Origin of the sequence: Streptomyces neyagawaensis (assembly GCF_023516595.1) — a bacterium.
Taxonomy (GTDB): Bacteria; Actinomycetota; Actinomycetes; order Streptomycetales; family Streptomycetaceae; genus Streptomyces; species Streptomyces neyagawaensis.
The window spans coordinates 1-22,967 of the sequence record NZ_JAMGBG010000112.1 but is presented as its reverse complement, the minus strand read 5'-3'; the positions used below and the strand labels follow the sequence as shown (position 1 = coordinate 22,967).

19 protein-coding genes and 1 pseudogene are annotated in these 22,967 nt (G+C 71.5%); 4 read left to right on the top strand and 16 right to left on the bottom strand.

Annotated features, from left to right (window positions below):
- Together M8J73_RS34215 and M8J73_RS34210 are read right to left on the bottom strand one after the other, a co-directional pair.
- On the bottom strand, nt 1-648 hold a 648-nt coding region (locus tag M8J73_RS34215), incomplete at its 3' end, for a carboxyl transferase domain-containing protein (RefSeq protein ID WP_283947282.1).
- A gap of 164 nt (nt 649-812) precedes the next feature.
- Complete coding sequence (locus tag M8J73_RS34210) at nt 813-3,182, bottom strand: polysaccharide lyase 8 family protein (RefSeq protein ID WP_249829474.1); 2,370 nt, start codon at nt 3,180-3,182, stop codon at nt 813-815.
- A 147-nt stretch (nt 3,183-3,329) separates the two neighbouring features.
- On the opposite strand from M8J73_RS34210, the gene M8J73_RS34205 reads away from it, so the two are divergent.
- Nucleotides 3,330-3,950 (top strand): YceI family protein, encoded by a 621-nt coding sequence (locus M8J73_RS34205; RefSeq protein WP_055541640.1) that lies wholly within the window; start codon nt 3,330-3,332, stop codon nt 3,948-3,950.
- A gap of 134 nt (nt 3,951-4,084) precedes the next feature.
- Here M8J73_RS34205 and M8J73_RS34200 read toward each other — a convergent pair whose 3' ends face one another.
- Entirely contained in the window at nt 4,085-4,696 is a 612-nt protein-coding gene (locus M8J73_RS34200) for a YdeI/OmpD-associated family protein (RefSeq protein ID WP_055541641.1), read from the bottom strand.
- 242 nt (nt 4,697-4,938) lie between these two features.
- Here M8J73_RS34200 and M8J73_RS34195 point away from each other — a divergent pair, with 242 nt between their 5' ends.
- On the top strand, nt 4,939-5,724 hold the full coding sequence (locus tag M8J73_RS34195; RefSeq protein ID WP_055541642.1) for a S1 family peptidase: 786 nt from the start codon (nt 4,939-4,941) through the stop codon (nt 5,722-5,724).
- 109 nt (nt 5,725-5,833) lie between these two features.
- Here the strand turns inward: M8J73_RS34195 and M8J73_RS34190 are convergent, their stop codons facing one another.
- The 9 genes from M8J73_RS34190 to M8J73_RS34150 form a co-directional block, all read right to left on the bottom strand.
- Nucleotides 5,834-7,210, bottom strand: a complete 1,377-nt coding sequence (locus M8J73_RS34190; RefSeq protein WP_249829473.1) for a hypothetical protein — start codon at nt 7,208-7,210, stop codon at nt 5,834-5,836.
- A gap of 394 nt (nt 7,211-7,604) precedes the next feature.
- A complete protein-coding gene (gene cimA, locus M8J73_RS34185) occupies nt 7,605-9,209 on the bottom strand; it encodes a citramalate synthase (protein ID WP_055515425.1) in 1,605 nt (534 codons plus the stop codon).
- Nucleotides 9,210-9,563: 354 nt separating this feature from the next.
- Nucleotides 9,564-10,154: a TetR/AcrR family transcriptional regulator gene (locus M8J73_RS34180; protein WP_055541927.1), complete on the bottom strand. Its 591-nt coding sequence runs from the start codon at nt 10,152-10,154 to the stop codon at nt 9,564-9,566.
- Nucleotides 10,151-10,678: a hypothetical protein gene (locus M8J73_RS34175; protein ID WP_240501666.1), complete on the bottom strand. Its 528-nt coding sequence runs from the start codon at nt 10,676-10,678 to the stop codon at nt 10,151-10,153. The genes M8J73_RS34180 and M8J73_RS34175 overlap by 4 nt, the downstream gene beginning before the upstream one ends.
- Before the next feature lie 10 nt (nt 10,679-10,688).
- On the bottom strand, nt 10,689-11,735 hold the full coding sequence (locus M8J73_RS34170) for an agmatine deiminase family protein (protein WP_249829472.1): 1,047 nt from the start codon (nt 11,733-11,735) through the stop codon (nt 10,689-10,691).
- Between the two features lie 12 nt (nt 11,736-11,747).
- Nucleotides 11,748-13,466: an urease subunit alpha gene (locus tag M8J73_RS34165; RefSeq protein WP_249829471.1), complete on the bottom strand. Its 1,719-nt coding sequence runs from the start codon at nt 13,464-13,466 to the stop codon at nt 11,748-11,750.
- Complete coding sequence (gene ureA / locus M8J73_RS34160) at nt 13,463-14,143, bottom strand: urease subunit gamma (RefSeq protein WP_249829470.1); 681 nt, start codon at nt 14,141-14,143, stop codon at nt 13,463-13,465. The genes M8J73_RS34165 and ureA overlap by 4 nt, the downstream gene beginning before the upstream one ends.
- A gap of 284 nt (nt 14,144-14,427) precedes the next feature.
- Nucleotides 14,428-15,516: a branched-chain amino acid aminotransferase gene (locus M8J73_RS34155; protein ID WP_055541127.1), complete on the bottom strand. Its 1,089-nt coding sequence runs from the start codon at nt 15,514-15,516 to the stop codon at nt 14,428-14,430.
- A 348-nt stretch (nt 15,517-15,864) separates the two neighbouring features.
- Nucleotides 15,865-16,908 (bottom strand): 3-isopropylmalate dehydrogenase, encoded by a 1,044-nt coding sequence (locus M8J73_RS34150; protein WP_055541126.1) that lies wholly within the window; start codon nt 16,906-16,908, stop codon nt 15,865-15,867.
- Between the two features lie 144 nt (nt 16,909-17,052).
- Between M8J73_RS34150 and M8J73_RS34145 the strand changes: the two genes are divergently transcribed.
- On the top strand, nt 17,053-18,654 hold the full coding sequence (locus tag M8J73_RS34145) for a purple acid phosphatase family protein (RefSeq protein ID WP_055541125.1): 1,602 nt from the start codon (nt 17,053-17,055) through the stop codon (nt 18,652-18,654).
- Nucleotides 18,655-18,715: 61 nt separating this feature from the next.
- On the opposite strand, the gene M8J73_RS45005 is transcribed toward M8J73_RS34145, so the two are convergent.
- From M8J73_RS45005 to M8J73_RS34130, 4 genes are all read right to left on the bottom strand, one after another.
- Nucleotides 18,716-18,847 carry a hypothetical protein gene (locus M8J73_RS45005; RefSeq protein ID WP_005479955.1) on the bottom strand — a complete coding sequence of 44 codons (132 nt, stop codon included), beginning with the start codon at nt 18,845-18,847 and terminating at the stop codon, nt 18,716-18,718.
- Nucleotides 18,848-19,173: 326 nt separating this feature from the next.
- On the bottom strand, nt 19,174-19,716 hold the full coding sequence (locus tag M8J73_RS34140) for a GNAT family N-acetyltransferase (RefSeq protein WP_055541129.1): 543 nt from the start codon (nt 19,714-19,716) through the stop codon (nt 19,174-19,176).
- A gap of 95 nt (nt 19,717-19,811) precedes the next feature.
- A complete protein-coding gene (gene pruA, locus M8J73_RS34135; protein WP_055539870.1) occupies nt 19,812-21,443 on the bottom strand; it encodes an L-glutamate gamma-semialdehyde dehydrogenase in 1,632 nt (543 codons plus the stop codon).
- A gap of 39 nt (nt 21,444-21,482) precedes the next feature.
- The gene (locus tag M8J73_RS34130; RefSeq protein ID WP_055539871.1) at nt 21,483-22,409 is read right to left on the bottom strand and encodes a proline dehydrogenase family protein; all 927 of its coding nucleotides are present in this window, start codon (nt 22,407-22,409) and stop codon (nt 21,483-21,485) included.
- A 128-nt stretch (nt 22,410-22,537) separates the two neighbouring features.
- On the opposite strand from M8J73_RS34130, the pseudogene M8J73_RS34125 reads away from it, so the two are divergent.
- A pseudogene (locus tag M8J73_RS34125) lies at nt 22,538-22,967 on the top strand (PucR family transcriptional regulator); the annotation flags it as partial.

The following is a 22,967-nucleotide window of genomic DNA, read 5'->3' as shown; positions in this document are numbered from 1 at the left end:
GCCGGTCACCGCCTTGACGACGTCCGGGCCGGTGATGAACATCTGCGAGGTCTCGCGGACCATGAACACGAAGTCCGTCAGGGCGGGGCTGTAGGCCGCGCCGCCCGCGCAGGGGCCGAGCATCACGCTGATCTGCGGGATGACACCGGAGGCCTTGGTGTTGCGCTGGAAGATGCCGCCGTAGCCGGCGAGGGCGGAGACGCCCTCCTGGATACGGGCGCCGGCGCCGTCGTTGAGGGAGACCAGCGGGGCACCGGCCGCGATGGCCATGTCCATGATCTTGTGGATCTTCGTGGCGTGGGCCTCACCAAGGGCGCCGCCGAAGATACGGAAGTCATGGGCGTAGACGAAGACCGTGCGGCCCTCCACCGTGCCCCAGCCGGTGATCACACCGTCGGTGTACGGCTTCTTGGCCTCCAGACCGAAGCCGGTGGCCCGGTGCCGGCGCAGCTGCTCGACCTCGTTGAAGGAGCCCGGGTCCAGCAGCAGCTCGATACGCTCCCGGGAGGTCAGCTTGCCCTTGGCGTGCTGCGCCTCGGTCGCCTTCTCGCTCGGGCCGGCGATCGCCTGCGCACGAATCTCGTGCAGTTCGGCCACTCGCCCACGCGCGTCCGTCGGCTCACCCAGCGCCTCATCCAAAACGGTCATGTAGCGACCTTACGAAGTCGAACAAGAAAACCGGGCCGTTGACTCCGTACAGTCTCCGGCGCGTTTTCCTGGTACCCCTGAACAGAACTGTTCCGGCATGCAGCCGACCCGACTGCTCAGGGGGTGTGCGGCTTGTCGGGGTCCCACAAAGGCGGGTGGTCGCCTCAGGCGAGAGTCACGTCACAGGTGTGGGTGGCGCAGGCGGTGCCGGGGGTCACGCGGAGCCGTACACGGCGCTCTGTCGCCTCCAGCACCTCGACGGAGGCGTCGGTCCGGGCCACCGAGCGGACCAGGCCGTTCCAGGTGATCTCGACGGGCTCGCCGGTGCGTGGCGGTTCGCTCACGCAGAGGGTAGCGGTGCGGCCCCGGCGGCGGACGAGGACGCTCGCGCCGGCCGAGGCGGTGAGCGGTCCGGCCCGGCCGGCCGTCCAGAAGTTCGCCGCCGTCACGCCGAGCGGGGCGACGTGGACCGCCTGGCACGCGCTGTCGTTGGCGAGGAGCGACAACCACCGCCGGTCGGCGGCACGGGCGGCGACGGCTCGGCGGGACGCCCCGGGCATCAGGACGTAGACGTAGGCCGCGTGGGTGGGGTCGGTGCCGTGGTCCAGCCACAGGGTCTGCCAGCGCCGGGTGCGGCGTTCGGTGGTGCCGCCGGTGTTGATGTCGGACCAGGCGCCGGTGCGGTCCTCGCGGAGGGTGCGCAGGTCCGCCCGGGTGCGGCCGGGCAGGACCCAGCCGCCGTGACCCGCCAGGTGGGCCCAGCCCGGGCCTTGCACGAAGGGGTGGTGCCCGCTGTCGTCGGGGTGGCCGAGATTGCGGTTGTCGACGACGGTCTCGACGGGGACGCCGTCCGCGCAGCTGATCCCCGCGCCGAGGCAGATGACGCAGTCGTCGACGCAGAACCACGACTTGTGGGCCTGGAGGGTGGAGCCCAGCCCCTTGAGGTGCTGGCCGATCGCCGCGTATTCGCCGTCCGCGGTCCCGCCGACCCACCGTACGGCGGGCTTCGGCGCGCCCCACTCGCCGCCCTCCTTGTCGGCGAGGCGCTTGGTGGAGACGGTCGTGCCGGGGAGCCGGTACCAGTCGACGGTCGGCCAGAACCAGTCGGTGTACTGATCGGACCGGGTGCCGCGCCCCCTGGGCCACCACAGGGTCATCCCGGCTCCGGTGTGCCAGCCGCGCGGGTTCTCGCCGTTGCCGCACTCGTAGTGGGCGATGCGGGCGGAGGCCAGGGAGAGGGCGGCCACGAAGCCGGGGCGGCGGTGGACGGCGCGGTCCATGGCGGCGAACAGGCGGTGCCCGACGGGGTCGGGGGCGGGCGGTGCCGGGGACGCGGCGACGGCGTGGAGCCGGGCCAGGTCCGCGACGCCGAACTGGGGGGCGGTGAGGATCGGGGTCACCGTCTCGCGTTCGATCCACCCCTTGATCCGTCCGTGCCACCGCTCGCGCTCGGCCGTGTCGGCGCCCAGCGCGAGAAGGGCGATCGCCGCGATGAGCGCCTGCCCGTGGAAGTGGTCGCCCCGCAGGACGTGCCGGTCGTCGCTCTTGAGGTGTCCGCGACTGATGGCCCGGCCGTTGACGGTGTCCATGACCAGGCCGTCATGGATGAGGGGGGCGTACGCCCGCTCGACACTGTCGAGGACGATCCGCCGGCCCGGGTCGGTGACCTGCCAGGAGGACCCGGCCAGCAGGGCGAACAGCCGCCCCAGCCCATCGAGCATCACCTGTCCGTACGTCCCCGAGTAGGCGACCCAGGTGTGCTGCACGAAGGAGCCGTCGACATAGAGCCCGTCCCCCTGGGTGACGTACGGGAAGACCGGCGAGAGGGCGTCCCTGGCGAGGGCGATCTTGTCGGGGACCCGGCCGAGGATGCCGCGCAGGGCGACGGAGCGGCAGAGGTCGACCCGGTTGGCGCCGGTGGAGGTGCCGGTGTAATCGCGCAGCATCGCGTCGGGGACGAAGTGGTCGACGGCCGCGCAGGCGGCGTCCCTCCGGGCGGGCGTCAGCTCGTCGTGGAGGGCCGCGACGATGTCCGTCAGGAGGCGAGGGCTGCCGATCTGCCACTCCCACCAGTTGCCGTAGCGGGTGGTCGAGGGGTTGTAGACGGTCGCGGAGAGGTGGTCGAGGCCGCGGATGATGTCCTCGAGGAGGGTGGTGTCGCCGGTCGAGCCGGTGCCGGGCTGGACGTACGCCTGGGTCATCGTCCACAGCCGCGCGTAGCTCTGCGTGATGCCGACGGGCGGGTCGAAGGGGCGGTCGGGCCAGAGGGAGCGGGCAGCGGGCGCCATGGTCGCCCGGAAGCCCCGGGCCAGCTCGCCGGTCTCACGGAGGCGGGAGACGTAGGGCTCGGCGGTGGGGTCGTAGCCGGTGCCGAGGGCGATGGTGAGCCAGCGGTGGCGGAGCGCCTCGAACTCGTCGGGCTCGTCCGGCTCCTCGTCGGCGGAGGAGAGTGCGGCGTGCGCGAGAGTGGGAGTGGGGGTCGCCGCCAGGGTCGCGGCGAGCAGGAACGTACGACGCGTGGGGGTCATGCCCATGCCGTATCACCTCCGCGAGCGGAGATCAACGCTGTGTGACCTGACGATCACCCACTCGACAAGGTTGAAAGCCGGACGGAATAGGTCTACGGTGGGCCGTGTTCAGTTGGTTGAACATTGAACGACATCACCCCCAAGGAGCACGTCATGAGCATCTTCGGCCGCAAGAACGACACCGCCGCCCCCGAGACGGCTGTGGCGACCGCCTCCCCGGTGAACCCCGAGCTGGCCGCGCTGACCGGCGACTACACGATCGACGCGTCCCACACCACGCTCGGCTTCGTCGCCCGGCACGCCATGGTCACCAACGTCAAGGGCAGCTTCCTCGACTTCTCGGGCTCGCTGCACCTCGACGGCACGGACCCGTCCCGCTCGACCGCCTCCCTCGACGTCACGATGGACAGCATCGACACCGGCAACGCCGACCGTGACGGACACCTGAAGAGCGCGGACTTCTTCAAGACGGACGAGTTCCCGACGATGACCTTCCGCTCGACCTCCGCGGAGGCGCTCGGCGGCGACGACTACCGCATCACCGGCGACCTCTCCATCCTCGGCACCACCAAGCCGCTCACCATCGACCTGGAGTTCAACGGCGCCGCCAAGGACCCCTTCGGCAACGAGCGCGTCGGCTTCGAGGGCAAGGCGGAGATCCTGCGCTCCGAGTGGGGCCTCACCTGGAACGCCGCGCTGGAGACGGGCGGCGTGCTGGTCTCCGACAAGATCAAGCTGCGCTTCGACATCTCGGCGATCCGCAACGCCGAGTGACCCGGGCGAGCGGAAGCGGGACGGACCGGCCGACGCCCCACCGGGGAGCGGCCGGCCCTCACCGCGGTCGGTGACGCACCGGGGAGCGGCCGGTCCTCACCGCGGTCGGCGATCCACCGGGGAGCGGTCGGTCCCTACTCCGGTCGGCCCGCTTCCAGCCTCTCCAGTGCCGCCCCCAGCCGGGCGGCACGCGTACGGGGCGTACGGGCCTTGAGCAGTCCCAGGACGAGGAGGTACCGGTCGGTCCTCCCGAGCCGGTCGAACACCTGTCGGGCACGAGGTCGGTGCGCGAGGGCCGCTTCCAGATCCTCCGGTACGGCCGCCTCCTTCTGGGACGCGTACGCCGAGGCCCAGCGTCCGTCCGCCTTCGCGGCGTCGACCTCCGCGAGACCGCCGGGTCGCATCCGGCCCTCGGCGGTCAGTTCCTCGACTCTGCGCACGTTCACCATCGACCAGTCGCCGCGCGGCCTGCGCGGTGTGATCCGCTGGAGATAGTGGGCCTCGTCGAACCGGCGCCGGTGCCCGGTGATCCAGCCGTGGCAGAGGGCGACGTCATTGACCTCCCCGGCACCGACGGACGGGATCCCGCTCCCCTTCTTGGCGACCTTCACCCACAGACCGGGGTGCGGCGCGGGATGGGCGCCCAGCCACGCGTCGAGCCGGTCGGCGTCCTCGAACGCCAACGCGTCCGCGGGCACGCGGGTTTCGACGGACGCGGGGGCCTCGGTGCTGTCGTGAGTGACCATGAGGCCACGCTAGACGGGCTATAGGTCAGTTCCTGTCCTATAAGCGGGGGCGACAGGAAACCAGGTGGCTGGTTCGGACCTCTTGTGTGAGGGGTTGCGGCGTTCTCATAATCCAGCAACAGAAATTGATTTGAGCATGCCAGCATGCGGCGCTCCCCGGCGCCGATTTGGCATGCTCTCGTCAAATCTGGGATCGGTTGCACGAGTCCTCGCATGCTCGACCCCCCACGGAAGGCATCACCTTGAAGCGACTCATCACCGCCCTGAAGAGATGCGCCGCCGTCGGCGCCGCCGCGCTCGCGATCGCGAGCCTCCAGCCGGTCTCGGCGGCTCAGGCCGCCCCGTCACCGGTCGTCGGCGGCACACGTGCGGCACAGGGCGAGTTCCCGTTCATGGTCCGGTTGTCGATGGGCTGTGGCGGCGCGCTGTACACGCAGCAGATCGTCCTCACCGCCGCGCACTGTGTCGGCGCGACCGGGAACAACACGAGCATCACCGCCACCGCCGGTGTCGTGGACCTCCAGAGCACCAGCGGGCGGGTCCAGGTCCGCTCCACGAAGGTGTACCGCGCCCCCGGCTACAACGGCACCGGCAAGGACTGGGCACTCATCAAGCTCGCCCAGCCGATCAACCTGCCGACCCTGAAGATCGCCACCAACACCCAGTACAACACCGGTGACTTCACCGTCGCCGGCTGGGGAGCGGCCCGCGAGGGCGGCGCCCAGCAGCGCTACATGCTCAAGGCGACGGTCCCGTTCATCAGTGACGCGACCTGTCGTGCCTACGGCGGCCTCTACAGCGACCTCGTCGCCGGCGACGAGATCTGCGCCGGTTTCGCCTCGGGCGGCGTCGACACCTGCCAGGGCGACTCGGGCGGCCCGATGTTCCGCCGCGACAACGCCGGCGCCTGGATCCAGGTCGGCATCGTCAGCTGGGGCGAGGGCTGCGCCCGCCCCAACGCCCCGGGTGTCTACTCCGAGGTCTCGACCTTCGCCTCCCAGATAGCGTCGGCCGCCGCCACGCTCTGACCGGCATCCCGGCACCCACGGCGCCACGCCGTAAGACGTCCACGGGCCCGGCGCTCGACGCGCCGGGCCCGTGCCCGTACTCGTCTCCGTACTCCTCGCTCGTCCGTGCTCAGAAGCCGCCGCCGAAGTCTCCTCCGCCGAAGTCGCCGCCCCCTCCGAAGTCGCCGCCGCCGAAGCCGCCGGAGAAGTCGTCCGTGTTGAAGTCGCCGCCGGAGACGTCACCGCCGCCATAGCCGCCGTCCGCCCCGAAGTCGCCGTAGCCGGCGCCGTAGACGGCCGCGTAGGAGGGGGTCGCCATCATGCTGCCGAGCAGCGTGCCGACGAGGAGGCCGGGGAGGATGCCGCCGCCGAAGTAGCCGCCCGCCCAGGGGCCGTAGGCGGGGCCCGCGTCCCAGTAGGGGCGGCGGGCACCGGAGACCGTCTCCACCTCGCGGACCATGGGCTCCTGGCCGTCCGCCAGTCGGGCCTCGTCCGCCGCGCACACCGGGACCTCGCGGGACGCGCCGCCCAGCGGCGGGGTCCACAGGACGTCGGCGACCGACGGGCCGTGGCGGGGGTCGAAGAAGCAGGGGGCACGGCGTTCGGGCAGCGGACGGCCCTCCCGGCGGGCGGCCAGCAGGGCGAGAGAGAAACGACCGTCCTCCAGAGCCTGGGTGACCGCGCGCACGTCCTCGGGGCGGGTGGCCGCCGCCATCAGCGATTTCGCCTGCTCGTAGGCGTCGAGGGCCCGCTCGTAGTCGGCGCGCATCGCGTCGTCCGCGCCCGCCTCGGCGGGGTGGAAGTCCAGCCGGTCGAGTTCCTCGCCGAAGGCGGTGATGTCCTCGTCGACCACCACGCGCAGCTTCTCCAGGGCCTCGCGGCGCTCCGCCTCCTCCCGGCGGCGCCGCCGGCGGACCAGGGCGTACGCGCCGACACCGCCCGCCGCCACCACCGCGCCGGCGGCGGCCAGGGCGCCGACGTCCACGCCCGCGTCGCCTCCGCCGCCGCCCCAGCTCGACGGGGCCGTGCCGCCCGGGTTGCTGCGCAGGGCGTCGTCCACGAAGTCGTTGAGCTGGGCCTTGGCGTCACCCGCGCCCTGTGCCGCCGCGACCAGGTTGGACACGGTCCGCGGGCTCAGGACGCTCTCATCGGCCTTCGCGTCGAAGCGGTCGCCGAGGCGGACGGCGTACAGGCCGGTGATGCCGGTCTCCGTGCGGAGGTTCCGGAAGAGTTTTTGGGTGGGGTAGCCGGCCGGGAGAACTGCCACGAAGACCGGCTCGTCCGCGTCGACGATCTTGTCGGCGAGCGCTTCGGCGTCGGACGCGGCGAGCAGACCGGAGGCGGCCGGGTCGACATAGACGGGGCTCTCGCGCAGCGCCGCGGCCACCGTCGAGAGGTCCGTGGCCGCGCGGGCACCCGGCGCGCCGACCGCCAGCACCGCCAGGGCAGCGGCGATGAGCGGCACGATAAAGAGACGGGCCAGAGACCGGACCGGTGCGCCCTTCATACCTTCGAAGCTACCTCGGTCCCCGGCAAAACGGACGATCGGACCGTCCGGAACCGGAACCGAGGGGTTCGGTTCCGGACGGGGGCCGTCGCAGCAAGGGTGACCGCACGACCGTACGAGCGAAGGCCGAGGCACGGATCCCGGTGGGCCCTCGGACCCCGGGCAGAGCCCCGGCCTACGAGGGAGAGACGGGGGCCGCACCCGGCCGGCGTGGGAGAGGAAGGCCGCCCCCGCCCGCGCACGACGGACGAAGTCGCGCCCCAGCCCCCGCAGGCTGGACGATGCCGCACCCCAGCCCCCGCACAACGGACCAAGTCGCACCCCCGCCCGCTCGACAGGGACTAAGGCCGTGCCCCCGACCTGCCGGGGCGCGGCCCTTCGGTCTCTCGGGGGGTCATTCCGCGGGTTCGACCCCGGCCCGGAGCAGGCCGTACGTGTAGGCGTCCTCCAGGGCCTGCCACGACGCGGCGATGACGTTCTCGGCGACGCCCACCGTGGACCACTCGCCGGCGCCGTCGGTGGTGGAGATCAGCACGCGGGTCGTGGAGTTGGTGCCGTGCTTGCCCTCCAGGATGCGGACCTTGTAGTCGACCAGCTCCATCTTGGCGAGCTGGGGGTAGATCCGCTCCAGGGCGACGCGCAGGGCGCGGTCGAGGGCGTTGACCGGGCCGTTGCCCTCGGCGGTGGCGACGATGCGCTCGCTCTTGGCCCACAGTTTGACGGTGGCCTCGTTGGCGTGGCTGCCGTCGGGGCGGTCCTCCACGATGGCGCGCCAGGACTCGGTGCTGAAGTAGCGCAGCGGCTTGCCGGCCACCTCCTCGCGGAGCAGCAGCTCGAACGACGCGTCCGCCGCCTCGTACGTGTAGCCCTTGAGTTCGCGCTCCTTGACCCGCTCGACGACCCGGCCGATCAGCTCCCGGTCGCCGCCGAGGTCGACACCCAGCTCCTTGCCCTTGAGCTCGATGGAGGCGCGGCCCGCCATGTCGGAGACCAGCATCCGCATGGTGTTGCCGACCTGCTCGGGGTCGATGTGCTGGTACAGGTCGGGGTCGACCTTGATGGCGGAGGCGTGCAGGCCCGCCTTGTGCGCGAAGGCGGAGACACCCACGTACGGCTGATGCGTGGAGGGGGTCAGGTTGACGACCTCGGCGATCGCGTGGGAGATGCGGGTCATCTCGCGCAGGGCGCCGTCGGGGAGGACCTTCTTGCCGTACTTCAGCTCCAGGGCCGCGACGACCGGGAAGAGGTTGGAGTTGCCGACGCGTTCGCCGTAGCCGTTGGCCGTGCACTGGACGTGGGTGGCGCCCGCGTCGACGGCGGCGAGGGTGTTGGCGACCGCGCAGCCGGTGTCGTCCTGGGCGTGGATGCCGAGCCGGGCGCCGGTGTCGGCGAGGACGGTGGAGACGACGGCCTGGACCTGGGCGGGGAGCATGCCGCCATTGGTGTCGCAGAGGATGACGACATCGGCGCCGGCCTCGGCGGCGGTGCGGACGACGGACTTGGCGTACTCGGGGTTGGCGCGGTAGCCGTCGAAGAAGTGCTCACAGTCGACGAAGACCCGGCGGCCCTGCTCCCGGAGGTGGGAGACGGTGTCGCGGACCATCTCCAGGTTCTCCTCCAGGGTGGTGCGCAGCGCCAGCTCCACATGGCGGTCGTGGGACTTGGCGACGAGGGTGATGACCGGGGCACCGGAGTCGAGGAGCGCCTTGACCTGCGGGTCCTCGCTCGCTCTGCCGCCGGCGCGGCGGGTGGCGCCGAATGCGACGAGCTGGGCGTGCTTGAAGTCGATCTCCTTCAGGGCGCGGGCGAAGAACTCGGTGTCCCTCGGGTTGGCGCCCGGCCAGCCGCCCTCGATGAAGCCCACTCCGAAGTCGTCCAGGTGCCGAGCGATGGCCAGCTTGTCGGCGACGGTGAGGTTGATGCCCTCACGCTGGGCGCCGTCGCGCAGGGTGGTGTCGAAGACGTGGAACGAGTCGTCGAGTTCGCTGGTTTCCGTCATGGTGTTCGGCTCCTGATGTCGGATCTCGGTCTGTACCGGAATGACCGGCTCCACCGTCCTCCCATCATCCCGCGCGCTGCGTTCCCGGCTGGGGGTGGGCCAGAAAAGCGAAAAACCTCTCGCGGGTGCGAGAGGTCTGCGCGCGGGTCGAGGACGACGGTGTCCGCCCGTACGTGGTCGTACGTGGCGGTCACTGCGGACCGGCGCGCCTGCTGCCAATAATCATGGCGAACGAGAGCACGGGGGCAGTCTGGCACAGACCGTCCCCGCCCTCACCGTCCGTCTCAGGATGCGAACAGCGCGCTGTCGCGGGCACGGTGGCGGCCGGGGCGCGGGTGGGGTCGCGTGCCGCGTTCAGCCGAGTGACTCGTCCAGGAACTCCCGTACGTGGGACAGGATCCGGTCGCGGTCGGCGCCGCGCAGTCCGATGGCCACGTTGATGGAGAAGCCGTCGAGCAGGGCGCGCAGCCGGGTGGCGAACCGGTCGGGGTCGACGGTCCGGAACTCGCCGCGCGACATGCCCTCGGCGAGCAGCGCCACCAGGTCGCGGTGCCAGGCGCCCTCGATGGCGGCCTGGCGGTCGCGGGCCTCGTCGTCGGCGTTCTGCGAGCGGTTCCAGACCTCCAGCCAGAGCGTCCAGTGGGGGTCGCGGTGGCCGTCGGGGACGTACAGGTCGACGTACGCGTCCAGGCGTTCGCGGGCCGGGGCGGTCCGGGTGAGGAGCCGGGCGCGCTCGGCGCCGAGCCGGCCCTCGCTCCACTCCAGGGTCCGCAGCAGCAGCTCGTCCTTGGAGTGGAAGTAGTAGAGGAGATGGCCGCTGCTCATGCCGACCTCGCGGCCGAGCGCCGCCATGGTGAGCTTCTCCAGACCCCGCTCGGCGATCATGGCCATGGCGGCGCCGAGGACCTCCTCGCGGGGCGGGGCGGTGTTGCGGCGGCGGGTCATGGGGCGGCCACGCGTACGGCGTCGGGCAGGAAGTGGGTCTCGTAGGGGCCGGTGCAGCCGGCGAACAGCGTCGCGACCACCGCGCCGCACCCTCCGCACAGCTCGTTGGGCCCCGTGCGTCCCACCTCGCAGCATCCGGACTCCTGCACGGCCGGGTCGGGGGACAGGTACCGCCGGGTGTCCTCGGGGTGCACCACCAGGGTGTCGCGCGGCCCGGCGGACATCAGACAGCCCGGCCCGTCGGGGTCCAGGGTCACCGCGTTGCCGGGATGGGCGACGTCCATCCACTCGGGATCGGGGTGCGGAACGTACGGTGCCCCGCACGGCAGCGGATCCACCGCGTAGGTCCCGCGCGGCATCGTCGACGGGACGTCCCGCGAGCCGTCGGCGTTCTTCTGCCCGGCGTGCCCGGCGTACAGCGGACGTTCGGGCACTTCGGGCACCAGGCGCAGCGGCTCCGTGAGGGGCCGGTCGCAGGTGGCGCAGCGCAGGACGCGCACGGGTGCGCTCGGTGGTGTGGTCATCCGTACGTTTCTACCGGACGCCGGCCCGGGGCTGCTGCTGGGTGATGCAGTGGATGCCTCCCCCGCCGGCGAAGATCGTGCGGGCGTCGACCAGGGTGACCGTGCGGTCGGGGAACAGCCGGCGGAAGATCGCGGCGGCATCCTCGTCGCGGGGGTCGTCGAAGGCGCACAGGACGACTCCGCCGTTGCACAGGTAGTGGTTGATGTAGGAGTGGTCGGCCCAGCGGCCGTCGGCCTCCAGTTCGGTCGGCGCGGGGACCTCGACGACCTCCAGGGGCCGCCCGTGCGCGTCGGTCTGGGCCCGCAGCAGTCCGATGATCTCTTCGGTGATCTCGTGGTCGGGGTGGGCGGGGTCGGGCTGGGAGTGGGCGACGACCACGCCGGGGCGGGCGAACGCGGCGACGATGTCGACGTGGCCCAGGGTGCCGAAGCCGCCGGGCGGGTAGTCACCGGTGAGGCCGCGCGGCAGCCAGATCGCCTTGCGGGTGCCCAGCTGGGCGTGGATCTCGGCCTCGACCTCGTCGCGGGTCCAGCCGGGGTTGCGTTCGGGCCCGAGCTGCACGGTCTCGGTGAGCAGGACGGTGCCCTCGCCGTCGACGTGGATCGCGCCGCCCTCGTTGACGAGCGTCGAGGCGTACGTCCGCGCCCCGGCGAGGTCCGCCACGGACCCGGCGATCCTCGCGTCGTGCTCCCAGCGGGCCCAGGGCTGCGCGCCCCAGCCGTTGAACCGCCAGTCCACGGCGGCCAGTCGGCCCCGGCCGTCGGTGAGGAAGGTGGGGCCGATGTCACGCATCCAGGCGTCGTCCAGGTCGCGTTCGACGGTGTCGATGCCGGGGCCCAGGAGGGCGGCGGCCTCGGCGGCCTGTCCCGGTCCGCACACCACGGTCACGGGTTCGAAGCGGCGGACGGCGCGGGCGACGGACGCCCAGGCGGCGCGGGCGGCGGCGACGTCGTCGGTGTTGTCGAAGGTGGGGTTGGGGCCGGGCCACGCCATCCAGGTGCGCTCGTGCGGGGCCCATTCGGCGGGCATGCGGAAGCCGTCGGCGGCAGCGGACATGGAGGGGGCCTCTCAGAGGAAGTACAGCCGGTTGAGGGAGACGGAGTCGGCCGGCTCGGAGCGGAGCGGCTCCCCGTCGAGGGTGACGAGGCCGGTGCGCGGGTCCACGTCGACCGAGCCGGTGCGGGAGTTGCGGATCAGGTCGGCGGGGCCGATGCCCCGGGTGCCGCGCACGGCGACCCTGCGGCGGCGGGTCGGCAGCAGGTCGGCGCCCGCGTCGAGCGCGGCGCGCGCCACGAACGCGACGGAGAGGTCGGCGGCCGTGGCCCCGTGCGCCCCGAACTGCGGGCCCAGTACGAGGGGTTCGCAGGCGTCGGTGGCCGCGTTGGGATCGCCGACGACGCCGTAGGCCGGGAAGCCGGACTTCAGCACCAGCTGGGGTTTGGCGCCGAAGTACTCGGGGCGCCAGAGCACGATGTCGGCGAGCTTGCCGACCTCCAGGGAGCCGATCTCGTGGGCGAGGCCGTGCGCGATGGCCGGGTTGACGGTGAGCTTGGCGATGTAGCGCAGGACGCGCTCGTTGTCGTGGTCGTCCGGGGCGCCCGACTCGGCCTTCATCTTCCCGGCCATGGCGAAGGTCCGGCGCACGGTCTCCCCCGCGCGTCCCATGCCCTGCGCGTCGGACGAGGTGATGCCGATGGCACCCAGGTCGTGCAGCACGTCCTCGGCGCCCATCGTCCCGGCGCGGATGCGCTCGCGGGCCAGGGCGGCGTCTCCGGGCAGGTCCGTCTTGAGCCCGTGGGCGGAGACGATCATCCCGAAGTGCTCGGCGACGGCGTCCCGGCCGAAGGGCAGGGTCGGGTTGGTGGAGGAGCCGATGACGTTCGGCACCCCGGCCATCTTCAGCACGTTGGGCACATGGCCGCCGCCGCAGCCCTCGATGTGGAAGGCGTGGATCGTACGGCCCTCCAGTACGCGCAGGGTGTCCTCGACCGACAGGCACTCGTTCAACCCGTCGCTGTGCAGGGCCACCTGGACGTCGTGTTCCTCGGCGACGCGCAACGCCGTGTCCAGGGCCCGGGTGTGGGCGCCCATGTCCTCGTGGACCTTGAAGCCGCAGGCGCCGCCCTCGGCGAGGGCCTCGACCAGCGGGGCCTCGTGGGACGACGAACCCCGGCCGAGGAAACCGATGTTGACCGGCCAGGCGTCGAACGCGGCGAACGCGTGCCGTAGCGCCCACGGGGAGTTGACCCCGACACCCCACACCGGCCCGAACTCCTGGCCGATGATCGTGGTCACCCCGGAGGCCAGCGAGGCCTCCATGATCCGCGGCGACAGCAGATGGACATGCGTGTCCACGGCTCCCGCGGTGGCGATGAGGCCCTCGCCGGACACGATGGATGTGCCCGTGCCGACCACGACGTCGACCCCGTCGAGGGTGTCCGGGTTCCCGGCCCGCCCGACGGCGTGGATGCGCCCTTCCCTGATGCCGATCGACACCTTCCGGATGCCCAGCACCGCGTCGATCACCACGACGTTGCTGATGACCACGTCGCAGGTCTCGCGGACCGCCGCCGCCTTGAGGTGCAGCCCGTCCCGCGCGGTCTTGCCGAAGCCCGCGAGGAACTCGTCGCCGTACCGCTGGGCGTCGGACTCGACCCGGATCACGAGACCCGAGTCGCCGAGCCGGAGCCGGTCCCCGGCGCGGGGGCCGTGGGTGGCGGCGTACGCGTACGGGTCGATCGAGGTGGCCGCCGGGCGGTTCGCCGGGCCGCTGCTGGAGGGGTTCATCGCACGGCTCCCAGATATCCGCAGGCGGCGGCCCTGCGCAGGGCCTCTTCCTTCGCTCCGGGGGCGTCGAGGGGCCCGTCGACGAGTCCCGCGAAGCCGATGGCGATCCGCTCGCCCCCGAGGGGCAGCAGCCCCACGTCCACGCTCTCCCCCGGCCCGAACCGCACCGAGGACCCGGCGGGCACGGCCAGCCGCATCCCGTACGCCTCGGCCCGCGCGAAGTCCAGCCGCGGGTTGGCCTCGAAGAAGTGGAAGTGGGAGGTGACGGAGACGGGCACGGTGGCGGTGTTGGTCACCGTCAGCCGCACGACCGCCTCGGGGTCCGTGTGCGCGGGCCCCGACAGCAGCGCGCCCGGCGCCCGCTCGCCGAGGCCGCCGCCGATCGGGTTCTCGACCACCGCGAGCCGGGAGCCGTCGTCGAAAACGGCCTCGACCTGTACCTCGGTGACGACGTCCGCGACACCGGGCAGTACGTCGTCCGGCCCGAGCACCGACCGCGCCCGAGCGATCGCCTCGTCGAGCCTCGCCCCGTCCCGCGCGGCCTCGCAGACGGTGTCCGCGACGAGGGCGGTCGCCTCGGGGACGTTCAGCCGCAGGCCGCGCGCCCGCCGGGCCCGCGCCAGCTCCGCGGCACCGAACAGCAGCAGGCGGTCGCGCTCGGTGGGGGTGAGTCGCATGGGCGGCACCTCCTGGGACCGTAAGAATTAGAGCGCCACTCTAAACTCGGGGCACAGGAGGACGGAAGGGTGGGGAATGGATAACCGACGATTGTTTGAGTGTCATTCAAAGCACGGGTCGACCTAAGCCCGGACCGAAAGAGCGCAGACCGGAAATGAGCGCAGGCCGGAACGAGCGCAGGCCGGAACGAGCACGGGCCGGAACGAGCGCGGGCCGGAACGCGGAAGGGGCCGCCGCGGACGCGTGGTCCGCGGCGGCCCCCTGGGCCGGGCCGGTGTGGGTGTCAGGCCAGGACGTGCATCCAGCCGTGCTTGTCCTCGACCGTGCCGCGCTGGATGTCCAGCAGGGCCTCACGGAGCTTGAGGGTGACGGGGCCGGGCTCGCCGCCGGCCTGCTGCCAGGCGGCGCCGGTGCGCTTGACCGTACCGACGGGCGTGATGACCGCGGCGGTGCCGCAGGCGAAGACCTCGGTGAGGGCGCCACTCTCGGCGTCGGCCTGCCACTGGTCGATGGAGATACGGCCCTCCTCGGCGGTGAAGCCGAGGTCGGCGGCGACGGTCAGCAGGGAGTCACGGGTGACGCCCTCCAGGATCGAACCGGTGAGGGACGGGGTGACGATGCGGTCGCCGTACACGAAGTACAGGTTCATGCCGCCGAGTTCCTCGACCCACTTCCGCTCGACCGCGTCGAGGTAGCAGACCTGGGCGCAGCCCTCGGCGGCGGCCTCGGCCTGGGCCAGCAGGGACGCGGCGTAGTTGCCGCCGGTCTTGGCGTCGCCCATGCCGCCGGGGACGGCGCGGACGTGGTCCTCGGAGACCCAGATGGAGACGGGCTTGACGCCACCGGGGAAGTAGGCGCCGGCCGGGGAGGCGATGACCAGGAAGAGGTACTCGTTGGCCGGCTTCACGCCCAGCCCCACCTCGGTGGCGATCATGAAGGGGCGCAGGTACAGGGACTCCTCACCGCCGTGCGCGGGCACCCATGCCTGGTCCTGCTGGACCAGCAGGTCGCACGCCTCGATGAAGGTCTCCACCGGCAGCTCGGGCATCGCGAGGCGCCGGGCGGACTTCTGGAAGCGCAGGGCGTTCATCTCCGGGCGGAACGTGGCCACGGAGCCGTCGGGCCGGCGGTACGCCTTGAGGCCCTCGAAGATCTCCTGCGCGTAGTGCAGGGTCATGTTCGCGGGGTCGAGGGAGAGCGGGCCGTACGGCACGAGCTGCCCGTCGTGCCAGCCACGGCCCTCGGTCCACTTGATCGTCACCATGTGGTCGGTGAAGTGGCGGCCGAAGCCGGGGTTGGCCAGGATCGCCTCGCGCTCGGCATCCGAGAGCGGATGGGCGGACGGCTTCAGCTCGATCGTGGGCGTCGTCATGAGTGATGTCCTTCACCGGTTGTGTGTGACGGGCCGCGCTCACGTCCGGCACTGCCAGTGGCCAGTGTGAGGACGTCCGAGCATTCCCTCATTCCGCGGCACCTCGTTCGATTATCGCCTGGCGGGAGGCGTGGACGAAACGTGGATGACCGTGGACGAAAACGGTGCGATGCGGCCCAGGGGATGATGGTGACACCCGGCGGGAGCATGCGGAAGCCGCCGGGTGCCATGCGACCCGGCGGCTTCCGAAGGACTCCCCCTGATGGACGGGGCCGCGGGGCTCCGGGTCCGGGGGAGTTTCGAGTGGCGCTGGGGGTCCCCCCACGCCATTCGGGCAGTGGGGGAGGGTCAGCCGGCTACTCGTACGGCGAGGGCGTCGCCGATCTCATTCGTCGAACGGGCGGGCTTGCCGACGCGCTCCGCGAGGTCGGCGGAGACGGCCTCCTCGATACGTGCGGCCTCCGCCTCGTAGTCGAGGTGGCGCAGGAGCAGGGCGACGGACAGGACCGTGGCGGACGGGTCGGCCTTGCCCTGGCCGGCGATGTCCGGGGCCGAGCCGTGGACGGGCTCGAACATGGACGGGAACTCGCCGGACGGGTTGATGTTCCCGGAGGCGGCGACGCCGATGCCGCCGGAGACGGCCGCGGCGAGGTCGGTGATGATGTCGCCGAAGAGGTTGTCGGTGACGATCACGTCGAAGCGGCCGGGGTCGGTGACCAGGTAGATGGTCGCGGCGTCGACGTGGATGTAGTCGGTGGTGACCTCGGGGAACTCCTCGGCCACCTTGTTGAAGATGTTGGTCCACAGGTGGCCCGCGAAGGTCAGCACGTTGTTCTTGTGGACCAGCGTGAGCTTCTTGCGGGGGCGGGCCTGGGCGCGGGCGAAGGCGTCGCGGACCACGCGCTCGACACCGAAGGCCGTGTTCACGGAGACCTCGGTGGCGACCTCCTGCGGGGTGCCCTTGCGGATGGTGCCGCCGTTGCCGGTGTACGGGCCCTCGGTGCCCTCGCGGACCACGACGAAGTCGATCTCCGGCTGGCCGGCGAGCGGGGTGGCGACACCCGGCAGCAGCTTCGACGGACGCAGGTTCACATGGTGGTCGAAGGCGAAGCGGAGCTTGAGCAGGAAGCCGCGCTCCAGGACGCCGGAGGGGACGCTCGGGTCGCCGATCGCGCCCAGCAGGATCGCGTCGTGCTGCTTCAGCGCGTCGAGGTCGGCGTCGGTGAGGGTCTCACCGGTGGCGTGGTAGCGCTTGGCACCGAAGTCGTACTCCTTGGTCTCCAGCTTCACATCCTGCGGAAGGACGGCGGAGAGGACCTTGAGACCCTGGGCCACGACTTCCTGACCGATGCCGTCACCGGGGATCACTGCGAGATTGAGGCTGCGAGACATGTGCGGCACCGTACTCCTTGTCCCACGGGATGACACGCGCTGTCCGCGATATGGACGCGCCGGGGTGACGTCGGCACCGAGCCGTTGGCCGGCGTTCACCCGTGTGTTTGCCGGGAGTTGGCATCTGCTGGGAAGTTGCCCAGCATGACTGCGCCATCCAGGGGGACGCCCCCCGGACTCCCCGTCCCCGACGTCGGCATCCCCGAGCAGCTGGCCCGCCGTCTCAGCATGCCGGAGCAGTACGAGTACCTGCGCACCAAGCTGACGCGGCGGCGCACGCTGGTGACCGCCGGGGCGGTGGCGAGCGGGCTGCTGACCGGCTGCTCCGGGTCCGGTACGGCGACCGGGCGGCGGTCCCCCTCGCCCTCCGTCACGGCCACGGAACGGGTGCCCGCCTCGGCCGTCGTGCCCTTCGGCCGCCATCTCGCCTTCGGCGCCGACCCGAAGACGCAGATGCGGATCTCCTGGCAGCTGCCGGCGGCCGTCAAGAAGCCCTTCGTGCGGGTGGGGCTGCGCCCCGAGGACCTGAGCCGGCGCGTCGACGCCGAGATCCGCGACCTGTACACCCCGGAACTCCAGGGCGTGCGCCCGGCGTTCGAGCAGTACTACGTGCACGCGGCCCTGGACGGTCTCAGGCCCGGCACGACGTACTACTACGGCGTCGGCCACGAGGGCTTCGACCCGGCCGCGCCGGCCCACCGGAAGACGATCACGTCCTTCCGTACGGCGCCCGCGCGTCCGGAACGGTTCGTGTTCACCGCCTTCGGCGACCAGGGCGTCAGCAAGGACGCGCTCGCCAACGACCATGTGCTGCTGCGGGAGAGCCCCGCCTTCCATCTCCACGCGGGCGACATCTGCTACGCGGACACCACCGGCCACGGCGAGAAGTCGGACTCCTACGACCCCGGCTTCTGGGACCTGTTCCTCAAGCAGAACGAGCTGGTGGCGAAGTCGGTGCCGTGGATGGTGACGACCGGCAACCACGACATGGAGGCCTGGTACTCACCGGACGGCTACGGCGGCCAGGTGGCCCGCTGGTCGCTCCCGGACAGCGGCTTCGACCCGCGCGGGGCGCCGGGCGTGTACTCGTTCGTCTACGGCAACGTCGGTGTGGTCGCGCTCGACGCGAACGACGTGTCGTACGAGATCCCGGCCAACCTGGGCCACACGGACGGCAGGCAGAGCAAGTGGCTCGACAGGCGGCTCGGCGAGCTGCGGGCCGACCAGGCGGTGGACTTCATCGTGGTCTACTTCCACCACTGCGCCTACTCCACCTCCCGCCACGCGTCCGACGGGGGCGTGCGCGCCGAGTGGGATCCGCTGTTCGCCAAGCACCAGGTGGACCTGGTGATCAACGGGCACAACCACGCGTACGAGCGGACCGACGCCATCAAGAACGGCGAGGTCGGCAGGCCGGTGCCGATCGGCGGTTCGACCGACCCGACACGGGACGGCATCGTGTACGTCACGGCGGGCGGGGGCGGAAAGGAGCTGTACGCGTTCCCCCCGGGCGTCGAGGACAGCTACGAGGGAAAGGTCCGCGACCAGGACTCGATCGAGTCCTTCCGGTGGACGAAGTCCAAGGACCGCAAGACGGAGGTCGTGGAGTGGTCCCGCGTCCGCTACACCGGCTTCTCGTTCCTGTCGGTGGAGGCGGAGACGGGTGCCAGGCCCCGGCTCAAGGTGTCGGCGCTCGCGCAGAACGGCAAGCGCATCGACCACTTCGAGGTGCGGCGCGGCGCGTGAGCCGATGCCCCACGGCCGCGCCGCACCCCTAACGGGTGCGGCTCCCGGCTGGTGGGGCGGCTCAGTGCCCGGTGGAGCCGCCGTTGTCCCTGCGGTCGAGGGCACGCTGGAGGGCGGCGGCAGCGTTCTTGCGGTCGGACTCGGTGGTCCGGGAAACGTGGCGGACTCGGCGGCGGACAGTCGTCTCGGCCATGGGGAATCGACTCCTTCGAGGCATACCGGAGTACGGAAGCGGAGGGCTGTGAGACTCCCCCACCGCCTAAAGGGCTTACTAAAGGGCGGGGAGGTGCCCCCGGATGGGCCGGGGAGCGGGGCCGCAGGGGTTGCCTGCCTAGGGCCTCCGGCTCACGACCGCCATTCGCTGGGTCGAGCGAGACGTTCGGCTCCTACAAAGCTAAGCGAGGCCGGGGCATCTGTCTCCACAATTAATCGGACTTCCTACTATCTGAGACGGTGGATTGGGTCACACCCCTCTGAGCTGCGCGTTTTACCCGAGCACCGATTCCCCGGACGGCCCGATCAGAGCACGTCGCCGTCCCGCCAGTCGAAGACCAACTCGGCCTCGGGATCGTCCACGGCGGCAGGCGCGGGCCACACGTACACGGAGCCCTCCTCCTCGGGCAGCCGGACCACCCCGTCGGGGCCGAGCGCGCTGATCCGTCCGGCCCACACCCGCCAACCGCGGCCGGTGTACAGGTGGGCGCCCTCGTCGCTCGCGGAGAGCGCGCCGAGGTCGTAGGCGCGGGTGACGACGCCTTCCAGGGCGGCCATGATCCGGGCGCCGATCCCGGTCCGCCGCACGTCCCGGCGTACGGCGACCCCCTCGACGTAGCCGACGCGCAGCCACCGCGCCCCGTGGCGGACCCGCCGCATGACGACCGCGCCGTGTCCGGCGAGACCCCGCTCGTCGTGGACGAGCGCGTGCACGCCACCCAGGGTGTGGTCCCAGTCCTGCGACGAGAAGTCGGCGTCGAAGGCGTCGTACAACAGCCCGCGCACGGCGCCGAGTTCGGCGGGAGTGAGGTCGGCGGTGTGCGCTGTGCGGAGTCCGGGTGCGGCCATCTCCCCATTGTCGCGGCGGCCGGGGGCGCGGGGAGGTGGGAATACGACAGCGGGCCGGATCCTCATCGATCCGGCCCGCTGTCGGTACCGCGGGGTCAGCCCATGTGCGGGTACGTGTAGTCCGTCGGCGGGACCAGCGTCTCCTTGATCGCGCGGGTCAGGGTCCAGCGCATCAGATTCTGCGGGGCGCCCGCCTTGTCGTTCGTGCCGGAGGCGCGACCGCCGCCGAACGGCTGCTGGCCGACGACCGCGCCGGTGGACTTGTCGTTGATGTAGAAGTTGCCTGCGGCGTAGCGGAGCTTGTCCATCGTGTACGCGGCGGCCGCGCGGTCACCGGCGATGACCGCGCCCGTGAGGGCGTAGTCGGACACCGACTCCATCTGGGTCAGCATCTCCTCGTACTTGTCGTCCTCGTAGACGTGCACCGCGAGGAACGGCCCGAAGTACTCGGTGGTGAACACGTCGTGCTCCGGGTCGGCGCACTCGACGACGGTCGGGCGGACGAACCAGCCGACGGAGTCGTCGTAGGAGCCGCCCGCGACGATCGTGCACGCCGGGTCGGCCTTCGCGCCGTCGATGGCGGCCTTGACCTTGGCGAAGGCGCGCTCGTCGATGACGGCGCCGATGAAGTTCGACAGGTCGGTGACGTCACCCATGGTGAGGTGGTCGACCTCGGCGGCGAACTCCTCCTTGAAGCCGTCGTTCCAGATGGACGCCGGGATGTAGGCGCGGGAGGTCGCCGAGCACTTCTGGCCCTGGTACTCGAAGGCACCCCGGGTGAGGGCCGTCTTCAGCACCGCGCGGTCGGCGCTCGGGTGGGCGACGACGAAGTCCTTGCCGCCGGTCTCGCCGACCAGACGCGGGTAGGAGCGGTACTTCTCGATGTTGGCGCCTACCGTCTTCCACAGGTACTGGAAGGTCTTCGTGGAGCCGGTGAAGTGGATGCCGGCGAGGTCGCGGTGCTCCAGGGCGACCTTCGAGACCTCGATGCCGTCCCCGGTGACGAGGTTGATGACGCCCTTCGGCAGGCCCGCCTCCTCCAGCAGCCGCATGAGCAGCACGGCGGCGTGGGTCTGGGTCGGGCTCGGCTTCCACACGACCACGTTGCCCATGAGGGCGGGCGCGGTGGGCAGGTTGCCGGCGATCGCCGTGAAGTTGAACGGGGTGATCGCGTAGACGAAGCCCTCGAGCGGGCGGTGGTCGAGGCGGTTCCAGACGCCCGGGGAGTTGGCCGGGGGCTGCTCGGCCAGCAGGTCGCGGGCGTACTTGACGTTGAAGCGCCAGAAGTCGACCAGCTCGCAGGGGGTGTCGATCTCGGCCTGCTGGGCGGTCTTGGACTGGCCGAGCATGGTGGAGGCGGCCATGGTCTCGCGCCAGGGGCCGGCGAGCAGGTCGGCGGCGCGCAGGATGATCGCGGCGCGGTCGTCGAAGGACATCGCGCGCCAGGCGGGCGCGGCGGCGAGGGCCGCGTCGATGGCGTCCCGCGCGTCCTGCTGGGTGGCGTTGGCGTAAGTACCCAGGCGGGCCTTGTGGTTGTGCGGCTGCACGACGTCGAAGCGGTCGCCGCCGCCCATCCGCTTCTCGCCGCCGATGGTCATCGGCAGGTCGATCGGGTTCTCGGCCAGCTCCTTCAGCTTGGCCTCCAGCCGGGCCCGCTCGGGTGAGCCGGGGGCGTAGCCGTGCACCGGCTCGTTGACGGGGGTGGGGACCTGGGTCACAGCGTCCATAAGTTCCGTAACTCCTTACTGAGCGGGCGGTTTTCGGGCTCAGCCCTTGCTGATCATCGAGCGGACGAAGAAGCGCAGGTTGGCCGGCTTCTCCGCCAGGCGACGCATGAAGTAGCCGTACCAGTCGGTGCCGTAGGCGGTGTAGACGCGCATGCGGTGGCCCTCGGCGGCGAGCCGGTGGTGCTCGTCGGTGCGGATGCCGTACAGCATCTGGAACTCGTACTCGTCGAGCTTGCGCCCGGCACGGTGGGCGAGTTCCTGGGCGATGGAGATGAGGCGGGGGTCGTGGGACCCGATCATCGGGTACCCCTCGCCGTCCATGAGGATCTTCAGGGTGCGGACGTACGCCTTGTCGATCTCGGTCTTCTGCTGGTGGGCGACGGAGGCGGGCTCCTTGTAGGCGCCCTTCACCAGGCGCACCCGGCTGCCGTTCGCGGCGAGGCGGCGGGCGTCGGCCTCGGTGCGGAAGAGGTAGGCCTGGATGACGCAGCCGGTCTGCGGGAAGTCGCGGCGCAGCTCCTCGTGGATGGCGAACATCGAGTCGAGGGTGGTGTGGTCCTCCGCGTCGAGGGTCACGGTCGTGCCGATCGCGGCGGCGGCCTCGACGACGGGGCGGACGTTCGCGAGGGCCAGCTCGTGGCCGCCCTCCAGCGCCTGCCCGAACAGGGACAGCTTGACCGACATCTCGGCGCGTTCGCCCAGCTCCAGCCCGCCGAGCCGGTCGATCAGCTCCAGGTAGGCGTCACGGGCGGCGGTGGCCTGCTCGGGACGGGTGATGTCCTCGCCGACGACGTCCATCGTCACTTCGAGGCCCGCGGCGGTGAGGTCCTCGACGACGGGGACGATGTCGTCGACGCCCTCCCCGGGGATGAAGCGGTCGACGACCTGCTTGGTCAAGGGCGCGGCCGAGATCAGGCGTCGCATCCGGTCGCTGCGCGACGCGGCGAGAATCACGGGACCCAGCACGGGGCACCTCCACAAACCAGCAGATAGAACCACCGTGAAACCTAAGGATCCCCCCGTCCGCCGACCATCGACAGCTGTCACGCATCCGTGCCGCAGATCTCAGACAGATGTATGAAGGGTGCCGTGGGATGGGGGAGAATGCCCTCGTGACGCCGGACGCCGCATCGTTCCACCACGTGGGTGACTACCAGGAGCTCGTCGACGAGATCTCGGCGCTGCTCGGCGCCCCGGCGACGCTGGAGAACCGTGACTTCGAGCTGATCGCGTTCGGCGCGTACGACAGCGAGGGCGACCTCGATCCGTCGGCCCTGGACCCGGTCCGGACCCGCTCGATCCTGACGCGCCGCTCGACGGCGGCCGTGCGGGAGTGGTTCGAGGGCTTCGGCATCACCCGGGCGACCGCCCCGGTCCGCATCCCCCCGACCCCCGAGGCGGGCGTGCTGCGGGGCCGAGTCTGCCTCCCCGTACGCCACCGGGGTGTCGTCCTCGGTTACGTCTGGCTGCTGGACGGCGATCCGGGCCCCACCGACGCCCAGTTGTCCGCCGCCATGGCGGTCG